The organism is Algoriphagus chordae, from assembly GCF_003254055.1.
Lineage (GTDB): Bacteria > Bacteroidota > Bacteroidia > Cytophagales > Cyclobacteriaceae > Algoriphagus > Algoriphagus chordae.
On record NZ_QKZT01000015.1, the window covers coordinates 58,580 to 80,572 of the forward strand.

19 protein-coding genes and 1 riboswitch are annotated in these 21,993 nt (G+C 41.2%); of the genes, 10 read left to right on the forward strand and 9 right to left on the reverse strand.

Going from position 1 to position 21,993, the window contains the following annotated elements:
• Position 1: 1 nt before the first annotated feature.
• On the reverse strand, positions 2-1,483 hold the full coding sequence (locus LV85_RS15700; RefSeq protein WP_245942336.1) for a sulfatase family protein: 1,482 nt from the start codon (positions 1,481-1,483) through the stop codon (positions 2-4).
• Between the two features lie 334 nt (positions 1,484-1,817).
• On the opposite strand from LV85_RS15700, the gene LV85_RS15705 reads away from it, so the two are divergent.
• The 4 genes from LV85_RS15705 to LV85_RS15720 all read left to right on the forward strand — a co-directional run bounded on the left by LV85_RS15705 (position 1,818) and on the right by LV85_RS15720 (position 8,105).
• On the forward strand, positions 1,818-2,228 hold the full coding sequence (locus LV85_RS15705; RefSeq protein WP_111321136.1) for a hypothetical protein: 411 nt from the start codon (positions 1,818-1,820) through the stop codon (positions 2,226-2,228).
• Positions 2,229-2,386: 158 nt separating this feature from the next.
• Positions 2,387-3,475 carry an efflux RND transporter periplasmic adaptor subunit gene (locus tag LV85_RS15710; RefSeq protein WP_111321139.1) on the forward strand — a complete coding sequence of 363 codons (1,089 nt, stop codon included), beginning with the start codon at positions 2,387-2,389 and terminating at the stop codon, positions 3,473-3,475.
• Positions 3,476-3,505: 30 nt separating this feature from the next.
• Complete coding sequence (locus LV85_RS15715; protein ID WP_111321141.1) at positions 3,506-6,673, forward strand: efflux RND transporter permease subunit; 3,168 nt, start codon at positions 3,506-3,508, stop codon at positions 6,671-6,673.
• Positions 6,666-8,105, forward strand: a complete 1,440-nt coding sequence (locus tag LV85_RS15720) for a TolC family protein (protein WP_111321143.1) — start codon at positions 6,666-6,668, stop codon at positions 8,103-8,105. Before LV85_RS15715 ends, LV85_RS15720 begins: the two co-directional genes overlap by 8 nt.
• A gap of 135 nt (positions 8,106-8,240) precedes the next feature.
• On the opposite strand, the gene LV85_RS15725 is transcribed toward LV85_RS15720, so the two are convergent.
• Positions 8,241-8,936 carry an ABC transporter ATP-binding protein gene (locus tag LV85_RS15725; RefSeq protein ID WP_111321145.1) on the reverse strand — a complete coding sequence of 232 codons (696 nt, stop codon included), beginning with the start codon at positions 8,934-8,936 and terminating at the stop codon, positions 8,241-8,243.
• Positions 8,933-10,396 (reverse strand): DUF5687 family protein, encoded by a 1,464-nt coding sequence (locus tag LV85_RS15730; protein WP_317046453.1) that lies wholly within the window; start codon positions 10,394-10,396, stop codon positions 8,933-8,935. The genes LV85_RS15725 and LV85_RS15730 overlap by 4 nt, the downstream gene beginning before the upstream one ends.
• 218 nt (positions 10,397-10,614) lie before the next feature.
• Between LV85_RS15730 and LV85_RS15735 the strand changes: the two genes are divergently transcribed.
• Positions 10,615-10,854, forward strand: a complete 240-nt coding sequence (locus tag LV85_RS15735; protein ID WP_111321149.1) for a hypothetical protein — start codon at positions 10,615-10,617, stop codon at positions 10,852-10,854.
• On the forward strand, positions 10,838-11,179 hold the full coding sequence (locus LV85_RS15740) for a type II toxin-antitoxin system PemK/MazF family toxin (protein WP_111321151.1): 342 nt from the start codon (positions 10,838-10,840) through the stop codon (positions 11,177-11,179). Before LV85_RS15735 ends, LV85_RS15740 begins: the two co-directional genes overlap by 17 nt.
• Before the next feature lie 126 nt (positions 11,180-11,305).
• On the opposite strand, the gene LV85_RS15745 is transcribed toward LV85_RS15740, so the two are convergent.
• The 3 genes from LV85_RS15745 to LV85_RS15755 are packed head-to-tail and all read right to left on the reverse strand — an operon-like array spanning position 11,306 to position 14,450.
• Positions 11,306-12,268, reverse strand: a complete 963-nt coding sequence (locus LV85_RS15745; RefSeq protein ID WP_111321153.1) for an ABC transporter ATP-binding protein — start codon at positions 12,266-12,268, stop codon at positions 11,306-11,308.
• 3 nt (positions 12,269-12,271) lie between these two features.
• On the reverse strand, positions 12,272-13,303 hold the full coding sequence (locus tag LV85_RS15750) for an iron ABC transporter permease (RefSeq protein WP_111321155.1): 1,032 nt from the start codon (positions 13,301-13,303) through the stop codon (positions 12,272-12,274).
• Positions 13,290-14,450, reverse strand: a complete 1,161-nt coding sequence (locus LV85_RS15755) for an ABC transporter substrate-binding protein (RefSeq protein ID WP_245942338.1) — start codon at positions 14,448-14,450, stop codon at positions 13,290-13,292. The genes LV85_RS15750 and LV85_RS15755 overlap by 14 nt, the downstream gene beginning before the upstream one ends.
• Positions 14,451-14,549: 99 nt before the next feature.
• Positions 14,550-14,764: riboswitch (cobalamin riboswitch) on the forward strand.
• 114 nt (positions 14,765-14,878) lie between these two features.
• Here LV85_RS15755 and LV85_RS15760 point away from each other — a divergent pair.
• The 3 genes from LV85_RS15760 (at position 14,879) to LV85_RS15770 (ending at position 19,254) form a co-directional block, all read left to right on the forward strand.
• The gene (locus LV85_RS15760; RefSeq protein WP_111321157.1) at positions 14,879-16,735 is read left to right on the forward strand and encodes a TonB-dependent receptor; all 1,857 of its coding nucleotides are present in this window, start codon (positions 14,879-14,881) and stop codon (positions 16,733-16,735) included.
• Positions 16,732-17,781, forward strand: a complete 1,050-nt coding sequence (locus tag LV85_RS15765; protein ID WP_111321159.1) for a YncE family protein — start codon at positions 16,732-16,734, stop codon at positions 17,779-17,781. The genes LV85_RS15760 and LV85_RS15765 overlap by 4 nt, the downstream gene beginning before the upstream one ends.
• Positions 17,782-18,135: 354 nt before the next feature.
• Positions 18,136-19,254: an ATP-binding protein gene (locus LV85_RS15770; protein WP_111321162.1), complete on the forward strand. Its 1,119-nt coding sequence runs from the start codon at positions 18,136-18,138 to the stop codon at positions 19,252-19,254.
• A 6-nt stretch (positions 19,255-19,260) separates the two neighbouring features.
• Here the strand turns inward: LV85_RS15770 and LV85_RS15775 are convergent, their stop codons facing one another.
• Genes LV85_RS15775 through LV85_RS15785 form a run of 3 tightly spaced genes read right to left on the reverse strand, consistent with a single transcriptional unit; the run spans position 19,261 to position 21,402 of the window.
• On the reverse strand, positions 19,261-20,001 hold the full coding sequence (locus LV85_RS15775; RefSeq protein WP_111321164.1) for a DUF3298 and DUF4163 domain-containing protein: 741 nt from the start codon (positions 19,999-20,001) through the stop codon (positions 19,261-19,263).
• Between the two features lies 1 nt (position 20,002).
• Entirely contained in the window at positions 20,003-20,998 is a 996-nt protein-coding gene (meaB, locus tag LV85_RS15780) for a methylmalonyl Co-A mutase-associated GTPase MeaB (protein ID WP_111321166.1), read from the reverse strand.
• The gene (locus LV85_RS15785; RefSeq protein ID WP_111321168.1) at positions 20,995-21,402 is read right to left on the reverse strand and encodes a hypothetical protein; all 408 of its coding nucleotides are present in this window, start codon (positions 21,400-21,402) and stop codon (positions 20,995-20,997) included. The genes meaB and LV85_RS15785 overlap by 4 nt, the downstream gene beginning before the upstream one ends.
• Positions 21,403-21,455: 53 nt before the next feature.
• Between LV85_RS15785 and LV85_RS15790 the strand changes: the two genes are divergently transcribed.
• Positions 21,456-21,992, forward strand: coding sequence for a CopD family protein (locus tag LV85_RS15790; protein ID WP_111321170.1), 537 nt, complete (start codon positions 21,456-21,458; stop codon positions 21,990-21,992).
• The last annotated feature ends 1 nt before the right edge of the window (position 21,993 follow it).

The following is a 21,993-nucleotide window of genomic DNA, read 5'->3' on the forward strand; positions in this document are numbered from 1 at the left end:
TTCAATAATCTTCCCCAGTCGAGCTACTCTCTACTGACTCATTCCAATTCTTCCAATAGCTCACCATCTCTTGAAGCTTACCCTGCTCCTCCTTGGCCAAATTCCGGGTCTCCCCTGGATCTACAGAAATATTATAAAGCTCAAATTCTGAGCTAGGGTTTTCTCTATAGATCTTATAATCTTCAGAAATCAATGCAGATTGTAACTGATAATCAAACGCTAAAGGTTGCTCTCTCTGAGTTTTCTCCCCTGATATAAAAGGAAATAAATCCACTCCATCATACGGACGATTTTTTGTTTTCAAATCAATCCCCAATAGCTTAGCTATCGTCGGGAAATAATCCGAAGTAAAGCTAGGTGCAGTTATTTTTGTGCCTGGAGTTATTTTCCCCTTCCACTCGACGATTCCTGGCACGCGAACTCCGCCTTCGTATAGACTTCTCTTTCTCCCTCTAAGTCCTTTCGTTAGACCTTGAGTACGACCTGTTACAGATTTGCCCTCTGGACCATTGTCGCTCGTGTAGAACAAAACTGTATTTTCTGCTACCCCTAGATCTTCCAACTTATCTCTCAACCTACCTACTTGCAGATCCAAAGCGGTCATTACTCCATAATAGTTTTGCTGATCCTCAGACAACTCTGCATAAGGCTTCTTGTATTCTTCGCCAGTTAAGACAGGTAAATGCGGCGTATGAAACCAGATGATCGTTAAAAATGGCTTTTTCTGATTGACTGAATTTTCAATAAAAGGAATCGCCCAATCCATAATGACACGAGAATCATCTCCCTCCAAATTATCAGTAACTATTTCACCTGGACCGGTCCAATAAAAAGTCTGAAACGACTCTCCCTCTACTAATTTATCACTCACGTCTTCCGCTGATTTGGGGGGAGTGATCATCGGGTTCCAAGTAGGCACTTTCGACTCAGTCACAAAACTTACATCAAAACCGTTGTCCCATGGTGGCGCATAATCACCGTCAAATTTTGCTTGGCCTCCTCTGTTCGCATCTAAAGTATCTCGTGTCAAAGTACCTATATGCCACTTTCCAAAATGTCCTGTGGCGTATCCTCTTTCCTTCACCAACTCTGCGAGCGTGATTTCTTCTTGTTTAATATGCCCACAGTTGGCATGGCATATTCCATAACGAAGAGGATGCCTTCCAGTCATGACAGTTCCTCGAGTAGGAGAACAAACCGGTGCGGCAGCATAGAAACGCTCGAAGACAGCTCCATTAGCGGCCATTTTATCCAAATTGGGCGTTAGCAAATCTGGATGACCATTATATCCAGTATCTCCCCACCCTTGATCATCAGCCATCAACAGGATAATATTCGGTGGCATTTCCTCTTCTTCCTGTAGTCCTAGAGTTTCTGACTTGGTGGCATTCTCACAACTTCCCAACAACACAGCAGCTACTAAAACTAGTAATCCTGTGGTAGTTTTTATCCCTATAAATTTTCTAAGCACGTTCATTTTCATTTGAAAAATCTAAAGACCCAAATTTGCACAGCAATTCATAATTCTTGGAGGAAAATGATCTCAAATAACATCCAGAAATCAAATTTCTACCATTTGGATCAAAGAATTATAACACCCAAAGACAAACCCCTGAATAAATTAACTCATCCTAGATAGGCTATTATGCTTCTATTTTGAGGAATAAGGCTTTTTTTCAAACACCAAATCTCTAATGCATTTACAGCGCCCCAAGTGAACCAATTAAATTATTTTCAAAAAAAGCAACAAATCATTGATGAAATTTAAGCAATAGTGCTTGACTATTATAGAAGCGTTATATAAGTTTGTGGCTTATATGGCAAAATATTTAGTTAGATTCTTATTATCGCTGAGTATTCTCATATCAAGTGGGTATAGTGCAATCTATGCCAATGTCGATAATGACAATACCTTTGATAGTTATGGTAGCTCTTTTGAGAACACCGTTGGAGTCAACAATACTAAGCAACATCCCCTATCTTATTCTGAATCCAAGCTTCATGACAGTGGCATTTTCACAGTCAACAATTCAAAAATTGAAGAAGAGGATGATGATTATGTTAATAGCCCTAACTTTTTAGACAGCAATTACTTTAATGCGCTGTATTTCACACGGATTTTCGGTTTTCTTTTTCAGGACTTACCGCAGGACTTGCATTTCAGCAAGTTTATTCCAGATACTCGATCACTTCGATTACATGTAGTCATTCAAGTATTTAGAATATAATACCTTTTTTTCAAGGCAGAATCTCTTTTGCCTAGCCCCTCTTTTATTCATTTTAATGCCCTAAAACCATAAGCATCAAGCTTTAAGGGCTTTCGTGTATTTTCTTTACACAAAGGTAAAATCATCCGAAAATTAGTATCGTTTTAACAAACCAACCTATGAAAAATCGAATTTTCATGCTCTTGAGCCTGTGCGGATCACTTTGGATCACAAGCTGTACTTCACATAGCGAAGAGCATACAGAAAGGGAAACCACTTTTCTGGTCACGAGTCCACTCACAATGGATACATTAATCACCAAGGAGTATGTATCCCAAGTACATTCTATACAACATATCGAGCTTCGTGCTCAAGAACGAGGTTACCTACAGAAGATTTATGTAGACGAAGGTCAATTGGTGAAAAAAGGCCAACTAATGTTCAAAATCATGCCTAAACTATATGAAGCTGAACAGCAAAGCGCTCAAGCAGAGGTAGATTTTGCTGAGATCGAATATCAAAACACCAAGACACTTGCAGACAGAAATATCGTAGCTCCAAACGAATTGGCGATGGCTAAAGCAAAACTAGCTAAGGCAAAAGCGGAGCTATCCTTAGCAGAAGTTCACTTGCAATTCACCGAGATCAGAGCGCCATTTGATGGAATCATTGGCCGATTCAGAGTACGAGAAGGTAGTTTATTGGATGAAGGAGAATTACTTTCTGAGTTTTCAGACAATAGCAAAATGTGGGTTTACTACAACGTCCCAGAAGCAGAATACCTAGAATATAAGCAAGAAGTAAAGACTGATGAGGACGTCATCGTCAAGCTTTTGATGGCAAATAATAAGTATTTCAGCTATTCAGGTGTGGTAGAAACTATTGAAGCCGATTTCAATAACGAGACAGGTAACATTGCTTTCAGAGCTACCTTCCCAAACCCTGACGGTCTACTAAGACATGGGGAAACAGGTAATATAGAAATGAGTATTCCTCTACAAGAGGCCTTATTGATTCCACAAAAAACAACCTTTGAAGTACTTGATAAAAAGTATGTTTTTGTAGTAGATGAAGAAAACAAGATTCGCTCTAGAGAAGTGACTATAGCAGCTGAAATACCTCATATCTATGTGATAGCAGCTGGTTTGGAAAAGACAGACAAGATCTTATTAGACGGTCTGCGCCTGGTAAGAGAGAATGACGAGATCCATTATGATTTCGTACAGCCGCACACAGCATTGTCTCAGTTAGACTTATATGCAGAGTAGTCCATTCTCTCTCAAAAACCAGAAGCAATAATGTTTACTACATTTATAAAAAGACCAGTCCTTGCGATTGTGATTTCGATCATTATCGTATTTATAGGCTCGCTCGCGATTAAGCAACTACCTATTTCTCAGTTCCCTCCGATTGCTCCTACCACGGTAAGTATTTTCATAGCTTACCCAGGATCAAGTGCAGATGTGCTAGTAAAGTCCACTTTGATCACCTTGGAGAACTCCATCAATGGTGTGCAAGGCATGAGATACATGGCTACAGATGCTACTTCAGCAGGTGAAGCCACGATTAACATCATCTTCGAACCGGGTACAGACCCCAACCAGGCAGTAATACGAGTCAAAACAAGGGTGGATCAAGTAATGCCTCTTCTACCAGAACTTGTACAAAGAGAAGGGGTGATCATTACCCCTATCCAGCCGAGTATGTTGATGTATGTCAACTTGTATTCTAAGAGCGAAAACATGGATGAAAAATTCCTGTACAACTACGCTAACGTGAATATGATCCCTGAAATAAACCGGGTCAAAGGTATTGCTAGATCTCAAATTTTAGGTAGCCGTACTTATGCCATGCGTGTGTGGTTAAATCCAGACCGTATGCGTGCTTACAATATCTCTGTGGATGAGGTAATGGAAGCTATGCAAGAGCAAAGCATAGTAGGACGACCTGGTAGAATAGGTCAAAGTTCGGGTATTGCAGCACAATCCCTAGAATATGTACTGACTTATAAGGGGCGATTTAATAAGCCCGAAGAATATGACAATATCATCATCCGGGCAAATTCTGAAGGTGAAAGTATTCACTTAAAGGACATAGCCAAAACTGAATTAGGAAGTGAATTCTTTGATATTTACTCCAACCTAGATGGACATCCCTCTGCTGCGATTGTACTGAAGCAAAACTATGGTAGTAATGCCAGTGATGTAATCGCAGAAGTAAAGGCCAAACTGGAGATCATGAAACAATCTTTTCCTCCGGGGATGGATTACAGCATCAGTTATGATGTTTCGCGATTCTTGGATGCTTCTACCGAACAGGTCATCCATACCCTACGAGATGCCTTTATTCTGGTAGCCTTGGTTGTATTTATCTTTCTGGGTGATTGGCGATCGACCTTGATCCCGATCATTGCAGTACCTGTATCATTGATTGGAGCATTTTTCGTCCTCCAGATGTTCGGCCTCTCGATCAATATTATTACGCTATTTGCCTTGGTACTCGCTATTGGTATTGTGGTCGATGATGCGATCGTGGTAGTGGAAGCCGTCCACGCCAAGATGGAGGAAATGCCTCACTTATCTCCTTATCAAGCTGTAAAAAGGGTACTTGGTGAAATCTCCGGTGCGATCATCGCGATCACAGCCGTCATGGTATCAGTATTCTTGCCTATCTCATTTATGAGTGGGCCAGTGGGTACATTCTATCGTCAGTTCTCCATTACTATGGCTAGCTCCATTGTGATTTCAGCAGTCATTGCCTTGACACTGACTCCTGTGTTATGTGCCATGTTATTGAAAAACAATCACGGTAAGCAGAAAAAAGGAAACATCCTGACCAAGGCATTAGATGGCTTCAACAGCGGTTTTGAAAAGTTGACAGGTAAGTATATAGCCTTACTCAAATCAATGGTAAGTCGCAAGTGGCTCACCTTTGGAATTCTATTGCTCTTCGGTGCGGGTATTGTCTTTGAAAACGAAATACTACCTGCAGGATTTATCCCTAGTGAAGATCAGGGAACAATCTACGCGATTATCCAAACACCTCCAGGCTCCACGCTTGAGAGAACTAACCAAGTTTCCCAAAAACTGCAGAAAATATGCGAAGAGATCGATGGTGTAGAATCTGTTTCTTCCCTAGCAGGATATGAGATAATGACTGAAGGACGTGGGTCTAACGCCGGTACTTGCTTGATCAACCTGAAAGCGTGGGGAGATCGTAAACACACGGTGAAAGAAATCATGGAAGAGCTAGAAGAAGAGTCGAAAGATCTAGGTGCTGTGGTAGAATTCTTCGAACCACCAGCTATCCCAGGTTTCGGATCTTCAGGAGGTTTCTCATTGCGATTGTTAGATCAAACCACTACAACTGATTACCAAGAGTTTGACGTGATCAACAAGCAGTTCATGGATGACCTAAGTGCTCGCAAAGAGATTACTGGTTTGTTCACCTTCTTTGCTGCGAACTATCCTCAATTCGAATTGGAGATCGACAATGCTAAGGCTATGCAGAAAGGTGTATCTATCGGCAAAGCCATGGAAAACCTCGACATACTTATAGGTAGTACATACGAGCAGGGTTTCATTCGATTTGGAAGATTCTTCAAAGTATATGTGCAATCAGATCCTGAGTTCAGAAAATTCCCATCTGATGTCATGAATCTATTTGTGAAAAATGATGTAGGAGAAATGGTGCCTTACTCAGCATTCATGACGATGAAGAAAACGCAAGGGCCTAATGAAGTTACTCGTTTCAACATGTATAATTCAGCATCTATTCGCGGCCTTCCCGCTCCAGGCTATACTACAGCTGATGCGATTCAGGCGATCAGAGAAGTATCCGCCCAAACCTTACCTAGAGGCTATGACATTGCCTGGGAAGGCCTTTCCTACGACGAGTCTAATAGAGGAAATGAAGCACTTTATGTATTTATGATCGTATTGATCTTTGTTTACTTCGTGCTAGCAGCTCAATATGAAAGCTTTACTATCCCACTTGCTGTAGTGTTCTCACTTCCGGCTGGGGTATTCGGTTCGTTCTTCCTGCTGAAAATGATGGGACTTGACAATGATATTTACGCACAGATTGGTCTGATTATGCTGGTCGGTCTATTGGGAAAAAATGCTGTACTGATCGTAGAATTTGCGGTACAGAAACGTCAGGAAGGATTATCTATTCTAGATGCTGCCATAGAAGGAGCTAGAGTACGTTTTCGTCCAATCCTTATGACATCCTTTGCCTTTATCGCGGGATTGATTCCGTTGATTATCGCCTCAGGTGCAGGCGCAATAGGCAACCACACTATTGGTGCATCAGCGCTTGGAGGTATGCTATTCGGAACCGTCTTCGGGGTGATTATTGTCCCTGGTTTATACTACATATTCGGTAGTATGGCCGATGGCCGTCACTTGATTAAGAACGAAGATGAAACTCCACTATCCGAACAAAAACAACACTCACATGCTTAAGAGAATCATATATATATGCTTAGGAGCGACGGCTATCTCACTAGCAGTGAGTGGTTGCAAAACTCCTGAGCTGATACAGAAAGACGTAAATGACGCAGTACCTGAGAGCTATGCAAATGGTTCCCAGGACACCACCAATACTGCAGCAGAAGTAGTATGGCAGGAATATTTCACCGATCCATACTTACAGGCTTTGGTTGACACTGCCTTGAACAACAACCAGGAGCTGAATATCACCTTGCAGGAAATTCAGGTAGCACAGAATGAAGTAAGAGTTCGCAAAGGCGAGATTCTGCCTTCGGTTGGTCTCGGTGCCGCCGCTGGAGTAGACAAAGTAGGTAGATATACTAGCCAAGGAGCAAATGATGCCAATACTGACATCAAGCCTGGCAAAGAAATGCCTGATCCATTACAGGATTACATGCTAGGAGCCTATGCCACCTGGGAAATAGATATTTGGCACAAACTGAGAAATGCCAAAAAATCTGCAATGACCAGATATTTAGGGAGCATTGAAGGCAAAAACTTCATGGTGACCAACTTGATTTCTGAGATCGCAAACTCCTATTACGAATTGCTAGCCTTGGACAACCAGCTTGCCATCGTAAAGCAAAACATAGAGATTCAGACCAATGCATTTGAAATTGTAAAATATCAAAAACAAGCTGCACGAGTAACTGAATTGGCTGTACGAAGATTTGAAGCACAGGTACTCAATACACAAAGTCTGCAGTTTGGTATTCAGCAGGATATCATAGAAATCGAGAACAGAATCAACTTCCTTGTAGGTAGATTTCCTCAGAAAGTAGAGCGAGATTCTAATGCATTTGGAGATTTGATCCCAAAGACTATCCATGCGGGTATTCCATCTCAACTATTGGCCAATCGACCTGATATCAGACAAGCAGAACTAGAATTAGCAGCTTCGAAGATTGATATCAAAGTAGCCAAAGCCGACTTCTATCCTTCCTTGGAAATCACAGCGGGCATAGGCTTCAACGCCTTCAATCCTAGCTATCTATTTAATACTCCTCAGTCATTAATTTATTCATTGGCTGGCGAACTTGTCGCTCCACTTATAAATAGAAATGCGATCAAGGCGAGGTATTTAACGGCTAACTCTAAGCAGATCCAAGCTATCTACAACTACGAGCAAACCATCTTGAATGCTTACATAGAGGTAGCTAATCAGCTTTCCAATATAGATAATCTGGAAAAGACTTATGACTTGAAGGATAAAGAGGTACAAGCACTGACTCAGTCTGTTGATATTTCCAACGAACTTTTCAAATCAGCAAGAGCAGATTATATGGAAGTGTTATTGACACAAAGAGATGCCCTTGAATCAAAATTTGACTTGATCGAAACTAAGATGAAACAAATGAATGCCAAGGTCAATATTTACCAAGCCCTTGGTGGCGGATGGAAATAATTTGGTTGATTAAAGGTTGAACGTCTATCCATTTATGGTGTGGATAGCAATTTCGAAAGTCCTTCCAAACGTTTGGAGGGACTTTTTTTTATCTCTCAAAGACATGTTCACCAAATGGACATATTAATTAACTACTCAGCCTGTAAAATAAGCATCCAGCTCAGCGAGCATCGCCGATCTATCTCTTAGATCATTGATGATCTTGCCTTTCTCGAGTAGCACGATACGATCACAGATATCCGTCACATGATTCAAATCATGGCTGGATATCAAAAAAGTTACCTGAGAAGTTTCCTTTTCCTGAAGGATCAATTTCTTCAATCGTATCTGAGAACTAGGATCCAAATTCTCAAAAGGCTCATCGAGAAACACCACTTCAGGAGAGCCCATCAAAGCAGCTGCAATACCCACCTTCTTCAGGTTACCCTTTGATAGATCACGGATGTATTTCTTTTTCCCAACAATCTCCTCATTAAAAAACTCTGTAAACTTGGCCAGATGAAGCTGCAAGTCAGCTTCTGAAAGCCCATAAATTTTGCGAAGCGTCTGAAAATACTCATCGGCCGTCAGGTAAGAAAGCAGCATATTCTCATCCAAATAGGCTCCTGTTGTTCGCTTCCATTCATCAGATTTGCTGACGTCTTTTGCGTCTATCTCTACCTTGCCTTCGGTAGCCCGAACGAGATCCAGCATAATTCTAAACAAGGTGGTTTTACCTGCCCCATTATTTCCCACCAAGCCAAAACACTCTGATTTTGGGATATCCAACTGATCCACATTAAGGACAACTGCTTCTTTATATTGCTTCTTTAGATTAGTAACTTGAATCATAACTCTTGACGGAATGAAGATGAAATTTCGTAACGGTTTTTCAAAACCCGATTAACATTAATAGTTGATAGCTTATTGAAGGATAAAATCCCAATTACGCCGACTGTACCTAGTGCAGCTAGGCCTGCATACATATTGAAAAACAGTGCAAATGGCAAATAGATAAGGTAGGGCGCAATTAACATAGGGATGATCATCAGAAACTGAGCAGCCCCTACCCCTTCGTAATTAAACATTGCTCCTTTATTCAGATCCATAGGTTTTGGCTTCCAAAGAGCTAAGTAGGTGATCAAATGGATCATTATTCCAGCATTGAATAAGAAGGTCGCGAAGTGAATAAGAAGGAATTTCCATCCAAAATATACGTAAGGAATGGACAACAGAAAGCATAGAAAGGAGATGGAAAGTAACAACAAGTACTTACCCTTGATTAGATTCTCAACTCCACCTTTGAGATTCAGAAAGAAGTCAAAATAACCTGAGTTCCAGCTTAGGAATAACTGCCCATAATTAATCATAAAAATCCCTGTAATAAAAGATCCTACGAAAATAAACATGTGCTGCATCGGGCCAGATTGATAGGCGGAGTTGTCATAGAAAATCGTCCCATATAACAAGAAAAATGCACTCAGCATCAAGAAGGTTCTACTCTTTTTGTGTCGGATAATCAGCTTCCATTCCAAATTTGCCAACTCCCCAGCCATCCCAAATCGAGAGAAAAAACCTACATTCTGGTTTACAAAACGAACCTCTTCCTCTGCGGACAAATCCTCCAAATAAGCATTATTCAGATAATAGTTAAAAGCTAGGTAATAGCTTATTATGCAAAGAACCAGCATTCCAATCATTGGAAGAAAACTACTCATCGCGATAGTGAAAAATGGAGCTACGAGTTCTCCCAAATTAAACCATCCCATATAAGTAGAACCCCCACCCAAAAGGAGGATAATAAACACAATCACCACTCCTATTAGGCTATCCTCAAACCTTTGCTTAAACCACAACATAAACCAATGAAGTGTCCAGCTGATTAGCACAACGGCAGATAACCAGGAAAAAGCTCCTGAAGCCCCATATTGACTGGCAATCTCAGTGAAGGCAAAAGGTGTGAAAAGGATTAAAGCAATAATACTCAGAGGAGAGAAAAAGGATCTTCCTAGGAGCATATGCATAATTTTCTTTTTAGGAATTGGCAGGTGCAAAAGGCTTTCCAGCTCGATGACAGGGAGCTTTTGAAGAAAATATCGATACATGAATTCCACTAAAAAGAAGAAAATCAATCCTGAATTCAAGACAACAATACTATCCTGCCCTTCGGCCAGAGCTTGTAAAATTCTATTTAGAAATATACCCGCCATTAGCAGGTAACCCAAAAGCATAATAGCTAGAAAACCAAGGAAAATGGCTACCATCAAGCTCTTGGCAAATGACGTGGATCGGAAACTTTTTAAGAATTCCAACCGAATCAGTTCAAATAACATATAATTTCAAAAGTAAGTGGGTTCTGATTTCAGCTCAAAATATAGGGAAAAGATACTTCAATCATACCCAATTGTGTGATTAATGGGTAAAAAGGGCACTTTAATGAGGTTTTTAAAGAAAAGGCAATTTTGAAAATTGACTGATTATAAATGAACTTTCTGAAAAAAGTATATATTTATAGTATATACTCTAGAATATGAAAACGCTCTCTTTAAAACTAGACAAAGAAATCTTCGAAGAAACAGAGGCAATTATTAAGGATAAAAAGGTTGCAAGAAATAGGTATATCAATCAGGCACTTGAATTCTACAACAGATATCAAATGCGAAAAAAATTGAGTGCTGAATTTGGCGAAGCTTCTGACTTAAGCAAGGAAAGTTCGTCTGTAATTATGGCGGAATTTGATGCTTTAATCGAAGATGATGAAGCAATTTGAACTCTGGCTAGCAAATCTAAATCCTTCTAAAGGAACTGAGCCTGGCAAGATTCGCCCAGTCGTAGTCATTCAAACAAATCTCCTCAATCAAGTTGATCACCCTTCTACGCTTGTTTGTCCACTCACTACACAGGTTACCGCTAAGAAAAATATACTTCGAGTCCGTATATCTGAAGGGAATTTTGGTTTAGAAAAAGACTCTGAAATTCTTATCGATCAAATAAGATCTTTGGACAATAGAAGGTTTTTGGAAAAGCTAGGCGATTTAGGTCAGAAGGAAATTGTTGAGCTTAGAAGTAAAGTGAAGGCGATTTTGGATCTGTAATTTTAAAATGGAAAGGAATTTCTGCGCTAACCTTTGAGGTCTCCCGAAAGCTTTCTGGATTGACCTCGAAGGTTTTATTAAAAGTTTAATAAACTAAGACCTTCGAGGTTTTCTAAACCTCAAAGGTCACAAAGCCAAGATAAACTCCTCCAAACTCAAGAATTCCTTTCCTGCGTAATTAACCAAAAATGGATCTTTGCTAACTTCAATCGGTTCTGGCAATTCTTTAATCCCAGCTTTTTCAAGAGCTTTTGAGACCCATGCAGTATATTCACCTGGCCCTGAAACATCAAATTTCAAACTTCCAATCTTAGATTCTATCCTTCCCTTCTCCACACTAAATCTAAAATTCTCTCCCGGCAATAATTGATTGATTTGACCAGTAATTACCAGATCCTCTGGCAAACCTGATATCAATGGCATTCCACAATTCAGCAACCAGAATCGATCTGCTGTTTCCAAGGCAATCTCCAAATCATGAGTTACCACAAGGATTGACTTTCCTTGACTTTTGGAGATTTCCCGAAGCAAATGCATGATTTCATAACGGTTCACGAGATCCAAATGTGCTGTAGGCTCATCCAGAACCATCACCTTTCCATCCTGAGCCAGTGCTCTCGCGATTAATGCTTTTTGCCGCTGTCCATCGCTTATTTCAGAGAGTCGCTCATCACGCAAGTATTCTATTTTCGTAGCAGAGAGCGCATTTTGAATTACTTCGCGATCAGTATCCTCTAACTTCCCAGTCCAACTTGTATGAGGAATTCTACCCATCGCGACCAACTGACCCACAGTCATATTTCCTGGTAAAAATGGCTCGGTCAACACAACCGAAAGTTCTTTGGCCAGCATTTCATTTGAGTAAGTATTAATGCTTTTCCCTCTAAGCAAAACTTCTCCTTTGAAGGGTTTCAATTGTCCCAAAATAGCCTTTACCAAGGTTGATTTACCAACGCCATTCGGCCCAAGTAAACAACACATTTCTCCCTCTAAAAGCTCGAAATCCAATCCAGTCAGAATCTCCTTCTGAACTTTGCCTTTAGTGTAACCTATGGTCAGGTTCGTGCCGATTATTGATGCTTTTCCCATGGCCTAGAATTCTTTGCTGAAGTTTTTGCGCAGCACCAAACTGATCACTATCGGAGCGCCTACAAGCGAAGTCACCGCATTAATCGGTAAGGTTTGAGCTGAACCTGGCAACTGCCCAACGGCATCACACAAGAGCAGCAAACTAGCTCCAATCAGAGCTGTTGCTGGAAAGAGAATACGATGATCTGAAGTCTTCCAAACCATCCGAGCAAGATGCGGGACCGCTATCCCGATAAAGGCAATTGGCCCACAAAAAGCAGTAATACTTCCAGCCAACAAACCAGTACTTAGAATCATCAGCCAACGCAAACGATCAGGATTGATCCCCATACTTTTCGCATAACTTTCACCCAGAAGCATTCCATTATAAGATTTGACGGAAGCAATTACAGGAATTATCCCAATAGTGATCACGAGTCCCAGCACCCAAACTTGATCCCAAACCAAGCCACCCAAACTCCCCATGGACCAAATGGTGAAAAGCTTCAAAGCTTCAGCACCAGAGAAATAGGAAAGAACAGAAATAATAGCAGACACCGCCGAGCCAAACATCAAGCCTACGATCAAAAGCGTCATGCTATCCTTGACTTTCCAAGCTGCCAAGCTCACCGTAAGCAGAACCAAACTTGCACCTAAAGTTCCGGCTATGGCAATTGCCCAAGGGTTGATAGCTCCACCAAAAGTGGCCAAGCCAAAGGCTGAACCAGCCAACATCAAAATCGCCACACCCAATCCTGCACCCGAACTAATTCCTAGCACAAAGGGTCCTGCGAGTGGATTTCTGAAAAAAGTTTGCATCTGAAGCCCACTGATGCTTAGTCCTATCCCTGCTAATATCGCAACAAGTGCTTTTGGAAATCTATAGTTCAAAATAATCTGCTCCCTAGACGCTTTTGTCCAATCTCCAGTAAATATCCCAGACAGAATATCACCTGGAGAAATAGTCACAGATCCCAAACTGACATTCAGCAGAAAACTAAATAGCAGAAGAATCAGCGCGGCTGAAAGAAGAAGTATTGGACTACTTTTTTTCATGGAGTTGTTGATAAAAATACAACTCATATGCTGGAAGTAAGTCAGGATGAATGATTTTGATCAAATCTTTTAAAATCAAATCCGGACGCATATAGCCTAACTCAAAGTACTCCAATCCTCCTGCTCTTCCACGCCTTTGTGTATATGAGAATACATTTCCAGCCTTGAAAGCTTTGAAAGCCTTGTATCTAGGCTCTGCATTCCCCATAGTTTGCAAGTCAGGAAAATCTGCAGAACCAATCCAAAAATCTGCTTCCAATGCATTTTCAAGTACAAATTCATAATTCAACTGGGCACTTCCTGTTCCTTTCTGATCTGAGAAAATATAATTCCCTCCAGCATTTTGAAGAATTTTCGCACCCCAGCTTTCGCTGCCGGGCGCATACCAAATATCCTGATAGAGCACGCCACTTAGCACCGTTGGGCGAAGGGAATCAACGATTGAATTACTCAATTTCTCCGCTTCCAAATAATCATTTTCTACCTGCTCAAAAGCAAGCTTGGCTTCCTCATATTTTCCTAAAAGGACCCCTGTAAACTTGATCCATTCAGCTCTTCCGAGCGGATGCTGCTCCACATACTCCCCATTGATAACTGCAGGAATTTCAGCTTGTGCCAGCAAATCCAAGTATTTCAAATCATCTCCTAGGGTAGAAATCATGATCCAATCAGGCGCCAAATCAATCACCATTTCTGTATTTGCCGAAGGCCCAGCTCCCAAATCCTCCACCTTTCCAGCATCAATTTGCTTCCAGGTTTTGTCAGAAGAAATCAGATTTAGATTGGGAAAACCTATCAATTTTTCGTTGGCATTTAGCATGTCCAAATGCGGAATATGCGTGGTCGAAGTGAGGATGATTTTATCTACAGGCAGCTGAATAATTGCGTCGAAGTCTCCTGCTGGTTTTTTAGCATTTTCTTCCAACACCAAGTAGGTAAAAATTCTATCCGCTCCTGTCCAAGCCTGGATAACTTCCAGCTGCCAATAATCATTTCCCCGAGATATCGTAAATCCAGAAGCATAGCTCAAAGCTATTTTATCAAGATCTTTTGAGTCCTCTTTTTTCTTTCCTTTACAGCCTGAAAAAGAAAAGCTTACAATCAAAAAGACTGAAGAAATAATAAGACTGAATCGAAGGTTTTTCACGAGATTTCTTGGAGATATTGAAAGCCAAAATAAGCTCGGGATTTCGCCACTTCCAAAATTTCTCGCTAAACAGATTTTTTTTCTAAGCTTTCCCGATCTACTTTTGCAGCCGAAATAGGTTCCCGATCTCACATCTGAGCTCTTGGGATTAAAAGGGAATTTGGTGTAAAACCAAAGCTGTCCCCGCAACTGTAAGCCGAGCGGATTATTCCGCAAACGATTTGTCAAAAATGCCATTGCCCCAAAACGAATTTGGGTTGAGAAGGCGACAAATTCAGGTGAGCCAGGAGACCTACCTATTTCAGTGATTCTGTGCTTTCGGAGGAAAGGCTACGAAGAATGTACCTGAACCAGTAGCAACACGGTTTCGATCCCTTCTTCTCATTTCTCTTCAAGCCCGAATCGAATATATAATAATTCGATCAGGGATGTTTTTGCTTTTGTGGGCATTTTCTTTTGGGGCTAGCAGCCTTATCCAAGACACGGTCAAATTGGCCGAGGTGGAAGTTTACGCACCAGCTTTGGACCGATTTGCACAAGGACAAAAGGTAATCAGCTGGAAAAAAGCAGAATTGGAAGCTTACCAAGGCCGTTCGCTAGGAGACATTCTTCAGGAACAATCGCCCGTTTTCGTCAGACAATACGGAGCTGGAATGATTGCTTCCCCATCTTTCCGAGGTACTTCCGCTGGACATACAGCAGTTTTTTGGAATGGTCTCCCGATCAATAGCCCATCGCTTGGACAAAGTGATTTATCCATTTTGCCTATTTCAGCCATCGATCAGGTGAGTTTACAATTTGGGAATGCTGGCGCACTTTTCGGAAATGAGGCCATTGGCGGATCTATCCATTTGGGCACCAATTCTGAGTTTGGCAAAGGGTTTCAAGCTGGCCTTTCTCAGCAGATCGGAAGCTTTGGCTTATTCAACACCAACTTATTCGCAGGTCTCTCTTCGAAAAATTTCAGTACCAAAACCAAAGTCTACAGAGAATTCTCCAAGAATAATTTCCCCTACAAAGACCTTGGGCAAATCGGCACGCCGGAAGTACGAGAAGACCATGCGCAGTTTGAACAGATTGGAATTGTTCAGGATTTGGCCTGGAACCTGAACTCCAACAATCAGTTGAAAACCGCTTTTTGGTGGAATAAAACCAATCGGGAAGTTCAACCCGTGATGGGTTCTAATACAAATGATGAGCAGGAAGACCAGGCTTTTAGAGCTGTGATTGACATCTTCCATTTTGAGAAAAAGTCAGTCTGGAACCTAAGAACAGGCTTTGTAAGAAACGAGCAACTTTTCAATGCTAGCCAAAACAACAGCACACAATATTTCCTAGCTGGAGATTGGGATCAGGAGATTTCTGACAAATGGACTTCAAAACTAGGGGCTAGATACACGCTGACGAAAGGAGACTTAAGTACTTATCAAGCCGATGATGAACGAATTGAATTGTATCAAAGCACTAGATTTTCAGTAACAGAGAAACTTTCATTTACGCTAAACCTACGTCAGTTGGTTTACTCAGGCACTTTCGCCCCATTCACTCCTAGTCTGGGGATGGACTGGAGTTTTTGGAATACAAACTCTCAGTCCTTACAACTCAAAACTTCTCTCGGTAAAGGATTCAAAGTTCCAACGCTGAATGATCGTTTTTGGAATCCAGGAGGAAATCCAGATTTACTTCCAGAGGAAAGTCTTAGCGGAGAACTTGGCTTGACATGGAATAAAGAAGGAAAAGTCAATTGGACACAAGGCTTGACTTATTACAAAATGTCCGTGGACAATTGGATTATCTGGCTGCCAAAAGGGAGCTTCTGGACTCCTGAAAACATCAAAGAAGTCAGTAATCAAGGCATAGAATATCAAGGAAGTTTGGATGGAACTATAGCAACTTGGAAATGGGAATTGACAACATCATACACTTTCTCCAAAGCCATAACAACCGTGGGCACGGACGAGAATGACCAATCCGTGGGCAAGCAACTTCCCTACACTCCAAAGCATCAAGCCAACGCAACAGTGCAGCTTAGAAAATCAGGATTCAGCAGCTCGATCGGGACATTCTTCGTAGGAGAAAGATCCGTCACGGCTGACAATCCACGAATGATGCCCTCATTTCAGCTATTCAATTTCGGATTGGGCTACGACAAACTCAGCCTTGGAAAACATCAGTTCCCTCTTAGTTTTCAAATCAACAATATTCTCAACACAGACTATCAAGTGCTCTACCTGAGAGCAATGCCTGGAAGATCTTATCAATTAAACTTATCCATACTATTATGAAGCTAAAACAACTACTCTGGGCATCAGCCCTATTATCAGTCTCATTTGCATGTTCTGACAGCAATGACGAAAAACCATTAGGCAAATACAATAATGGCATTCTGATCATGAATGAAGGGAATTTTGGAACAAATGATGGAGAAGTCTATCATCTAAACCCAAACACGGAGGAGCTTCTTCCAAATATTTTTGAAGCAGAAAACCTTAGACCTTTCGCGGGTTTATTGGAAGATATGGTGCTTGAGGCAGACAGATTGTATCTAGTTGCCAACACTGGAAAAGTAGAAATCGTAAACCCTGCTGATTTCAAAAGTTCTGGTGCTGTATCAGGGGAATTGGATCAACCAAGATCTCTAGCAGTGAACGGAAGCAAGCTTTTCATCAGTGACTATGGTCCTTATGACGCAAGCTATGCTACCCCAGATTCTTATGTAGCCGTGGTAAATGGCCTTGATGGAGGTACCGTTTCAAAGAAAATCGAGGTTTCAAACAAACCCGAAGATCTTTTCTCTTATGGAAATTACATCATTGTCGCTGGCTCTGAAGAAAACAAAATCGAAATCATCGACGCAACTCAGGAAGCTGTGATCACTACCCTTGATTTGGAAGCATCCCCTAAGCAATTCTATGCGGAAGACGGAATCCTATGGGTATATGCTGTGACAGCAGACGAGGTTCTATTCTATACTGTGAATTTGAGCAGCCTTACCCTGGGTACTACTTATTCAGTTCCAGTTGCAAATGCTACAAGTAGAATAGCCTTCGACGGAGACGACGACATGTACATTTTGACTAGCTCAGGATGGCCAGATTACAATGATGCGGTAGTCAGTATTGACATAGAAGGAACCACTGCTACAGCTACTGAGTTGATGACTGGTTCAGGCTTCTACGGCATTGGTTTTGACGATGATTTAGACCAAATATATGTTGCCAATTCTAATGGTTTCCAAGGTAACGGAACGGTATCTGTACTCACTGAAACTGGTTCAGTAATCAGAAGCTTTGAAGTAGGCAGAGGCCCTTCTGGATTTTTGGTTTACTAAGAAGATTGGAAAATTTTAAAATTGAAAAATTGGAAGATTAGCCATTGAGGAATTAAGATCAGTTTGGCCTCGGCTTAACTCATTTAGGATTGGGAGGGATGAAGGGGAATGCGCTTATTTGGCATTTCCTTTCATCCCTCCCTCACTTTAAAATATAGCCGGTCCACGATCAAGGTCGAGGGGACAATTTTCTGTCTTTATCAAAGCCGTTGGGATTGATTTCTCAGCAGCTTTGTTGCTTCATCATTTTTGTGATCAACGATCAAACTCCCTCAACATCGTCTTTTTGTGGAATACGATCCATAAAAAGACGGCTTTTTAAGGATTACATTCCATAAAAGTCTATATTTGGATATGAAATTTAATAGAATTCATTTTCATAACCTTTCTGAACAGTTAGAAAACAGGAAAGTAATATTGCTTATTGGCCCACGCCAAGTCGGGAAAACTACGCTTATCAATGATTTGCTAACAGGAAAAGAATATCTATTTCTAGATGGAGACGACCCAACGACCAGACGGCTGCTAGACACACCAAATACTATGCAGCTCAAATCAATCCTCGGCGACTATAAATATGTATTCATCGACGAAGCTCAACGTATCCAGAATATCGGCATCACAGCAAAAATAATTCACGATCAAATTCCAGATGTGCGACTAATACTGAGCGGTTCATCCTCATTCGAGCTCTCAGGCTTAACCCAAGAACCACTTACCGGTAGAAAAATAACATTTCACCTCTACCCCATCAGCTGGAAGGAATTCGAACAAACCATAGGATATGTTGCTGCAGAACAGGATTTACCTAATCGGCTTGTATATGGGTTTTATCCAGAGATCATCACGAACGTAAGTGAGCAAGAAACACTTTTATACGAACTCACCGAAAGCTATCTATATAAAGATGTGCTTGCATTGGGTGTCATCAAAAAGCAAGATGTAATCTTTCGCCTCTTGCAGCTTTTGGCCTTTCAGATGGGAAATGAAGTTTCTTACAATGAAATTTCCAGATCTCTTCAAGTTGATGTCAAAACTGTCATTAGTTATATTGATTTGCTCGAACAAGCCTATGTAATCTATCGACTAGGAACGTTCAGCAGGAATCTAAGGAAGGAAATAAAGATGAATAAAAAGATCTATTTCTACGACAATGGTGTGCGCAATGCACTGATCAAAAACTTACAGCCTCTTGCCTTAAGAAACGATATTGGAGCGCTTTGGGAAAACTTCCTGATGGCCGAAAGACTGAAATTTCTAGAATATTCAGGCACAAGAGTCAACAGCTATTTTTGGAGAACAAAAAATCAGCAGGAACTGGATTACCTAGAAGAAAAAGACGGGAAATTGAATGCTTATGAATTCAAATGGAATCCAGATTCGAAGTTTTCAATTCCTTCCTCATTCAAAGAAACGTACACTGCTGATTACAAATTAGTCCACAGAGATAATTTCAGAGAATTTATCTTATAATCTGAATCACCTTTGCCTAACTACCCCCTCCAAATCCTTAAGCTCGAACTCCAGTTCTGTATATCCCATTACATAAGGTCCAATTTCATAGGGAATGTAAATCATCACAAACTTATCCCCCTCATAGCCCATGGCATTTGGGAGGAAAAAGCCAGTTTCTGGCAAAAAGAATCCAGCATCTCCCAAAGACTTTCCTTCTTCGACTTCATGATGTTTTCGGAATGCTTTTTCAGCTATACCCAACAGCTTTTTCTCATCCAACAGTAGTCGATCAACACTCAGATACTCGCCAGATTGCTTATCAAAGTTCATGTAATAAACACTTGAATTGGGATGTGCCCCGCCTGAGTAATTGAACTCAGAGAACTTAAAGCTCAGCGTACTATCAGACTCATAGCTCAGCTCAACTTCGAGTTCTATTGACCATTCCCCTGGAGCTTCCGGGAAGTCATTTTTAAATTCTTCGTAAGAGTCCAGAAAGTTGCTGGCAGCTGAATCCAAATTATCCAGACCCTTCTCATTATTAAAATAGAGTAACATTTGCTCCATGAGGTCCTCATTGATTGGGTCAGCGGCCGGAGAGTTTTCTGCCACGGGGTAACTCACCTCTACTTTCGCACAATTATCATCTATACATCTTTTGGAAGAAAAGGTCTTTGTACTAAAGCTCAACTTTGCTTCAGTTTCGGCAATTTGTTGGCCACAGGAAAAGAGAAGCAAGGTTACGATGAAAAAGAGGTATTTCATGTTAGATTTTCTTTGGATTAAAAAAGGTATTAATCAAATCCCTCGCCAAAGACAAAGGACTAAGTTCACCAGTTTCAACTTTCGTACGATTTTGACTGAGCATTTCCTGTACCTGTTTATGCTCCAAAAATAATTTTCCCAGCAAAAACTGTAAATTTTCCTCCAGCCAAGCCAAACGCTGTGAAGCACGATTGGAAGACCAAAATCCTGATTCATGCATCTGCCCACTGTATTTCAGAATCATTTCCCAGATTTCAGTCAAGCCTTCCTTAGTCAAGGAAGAAGCAGTCATGACGGGTGAAGACCAGTTATTTTCACCTAACGGAAAAAGATGTAATGCATTTTTATAGGCTGTCTTTGCCTTCTTGGCACTTGCTATGTTTTCACCCTCAGCCTTATGAATTACCAGACCATCAGCCATTTCCATAATTCCTTTTTTGATCCCCTGCAGTTCGTCTCCTGCACCTGCCAGCATCAGCAAAAGAAAGAAATCTACCATACTTTTCACTGCAGTTTCAGATTGCCCTACTCCTACCGTCTCGATCAAAATCACATCAAAACCAGCCGCTTCGCAAAGTAGCATGGCCTCTCTTGTCTTAGAAGTCACGCCTCCTAAGGTAGTGCCAGTTGGGCTAGGGCGGATAAATGCCCGTGGGTTACCAGCCAACTTCTCCATCCGGGTTTTGTCCCCGAGTATGCTTCCTTTGCTTTTCTGACTGGACGGGTCCACCGCCAAGACAGCCACTGATTTGCCTTGCTCCACAAGCATTTGCCCAAAAGCTTCAATGAAAGTGCTTTTCCCAACTCCAGGAACTCCAGTGATTCCAATTCTAATGGACTTCCCCGTAAAAGGCAAAACCTCCTGCACCAAATCTGAAGCCAAGGCAAAGTCACTTTCTAGAGCACTTTCTGCCAATGTAATCGCCTGACTGAGCTTCGTCCTATCTCCAGAAAGAACTCCTTCTCTGTATTCTTTTAAGGTGAATCTTTTTCTCATTTTGGATAGTCATCTGTAAAACTTACTTCACCCATGGGGCTCTTTTGATAAGTAGCGATCACATAAGGTTGCAGACCTTGTGTGAAGTAGGGATCAGTCGGTGAAAGTTTGATTTCCTGATCGATCTCATTTTTGAAAAAGAAAACCACGGTTCTTCCGTATTTGGTATGGGGCATGGCTTCTCCATATTCACGCATCCAATCCTTAGAACTATCCAAGGCCTTTATCGCATAAATTCGCACGACTGGCCCAGTATTATTTTCATTCCTAAAACTTGACAACTCCTTGTATTTACCTTCAAACCGCTCAATCCCAGGCTGTGAAAGCGAATCCATTGAAATATAAACTACAAGTCCAGCCACAATAATGGCGATAATCCAGAAAATGATTTTAGAGCTTTTCAAAAACTAGTGGGGGTTATAAAGATAAGGCCTTAATTTAGCCGAAAATTCCGAGAATGACTTTCGAGTACCTCAAAGCACTTCACATCATTTTTGTAGTCACCTGGTTTGCAGGACTATTTTATATCGTTCGATTATTCATCTATCAGACTGAAGCAATGGAACGTCCTGAGGCGGAGCGAAAAATCCTCAAGCCACAATTAGACATGATGGCCTCACGTCTTTGGTATATCATCACCTGGCCATCGGCAGTCCTCACCTTGATATTTGGAACGTTAGTTCTAAGTCAACGTATGGGTTATTTAGACTTGCCGTTTATGCATGCCAAACTCGGCTTTGTTGTCCTACTATACTGCTATCATCTATGGTGTCACAAGCTTTTCAAAGAACTTCAGGCTGGGCGAACTCGATGGACTTCGACACAGTTGAGAATATGGAATGAAGCCTCCACTCTTTTACTCTTTGCCATTGTTTTTCTAATTGTATTGAAAAGCACTTTGAGTATGGTTTGGGGTTTGGCAGGACTGATTACACTTGGAGTGACGCTGATGCTTGCTATCAGACTTTACAAAAAATTTAGAAATAAAGATTAAT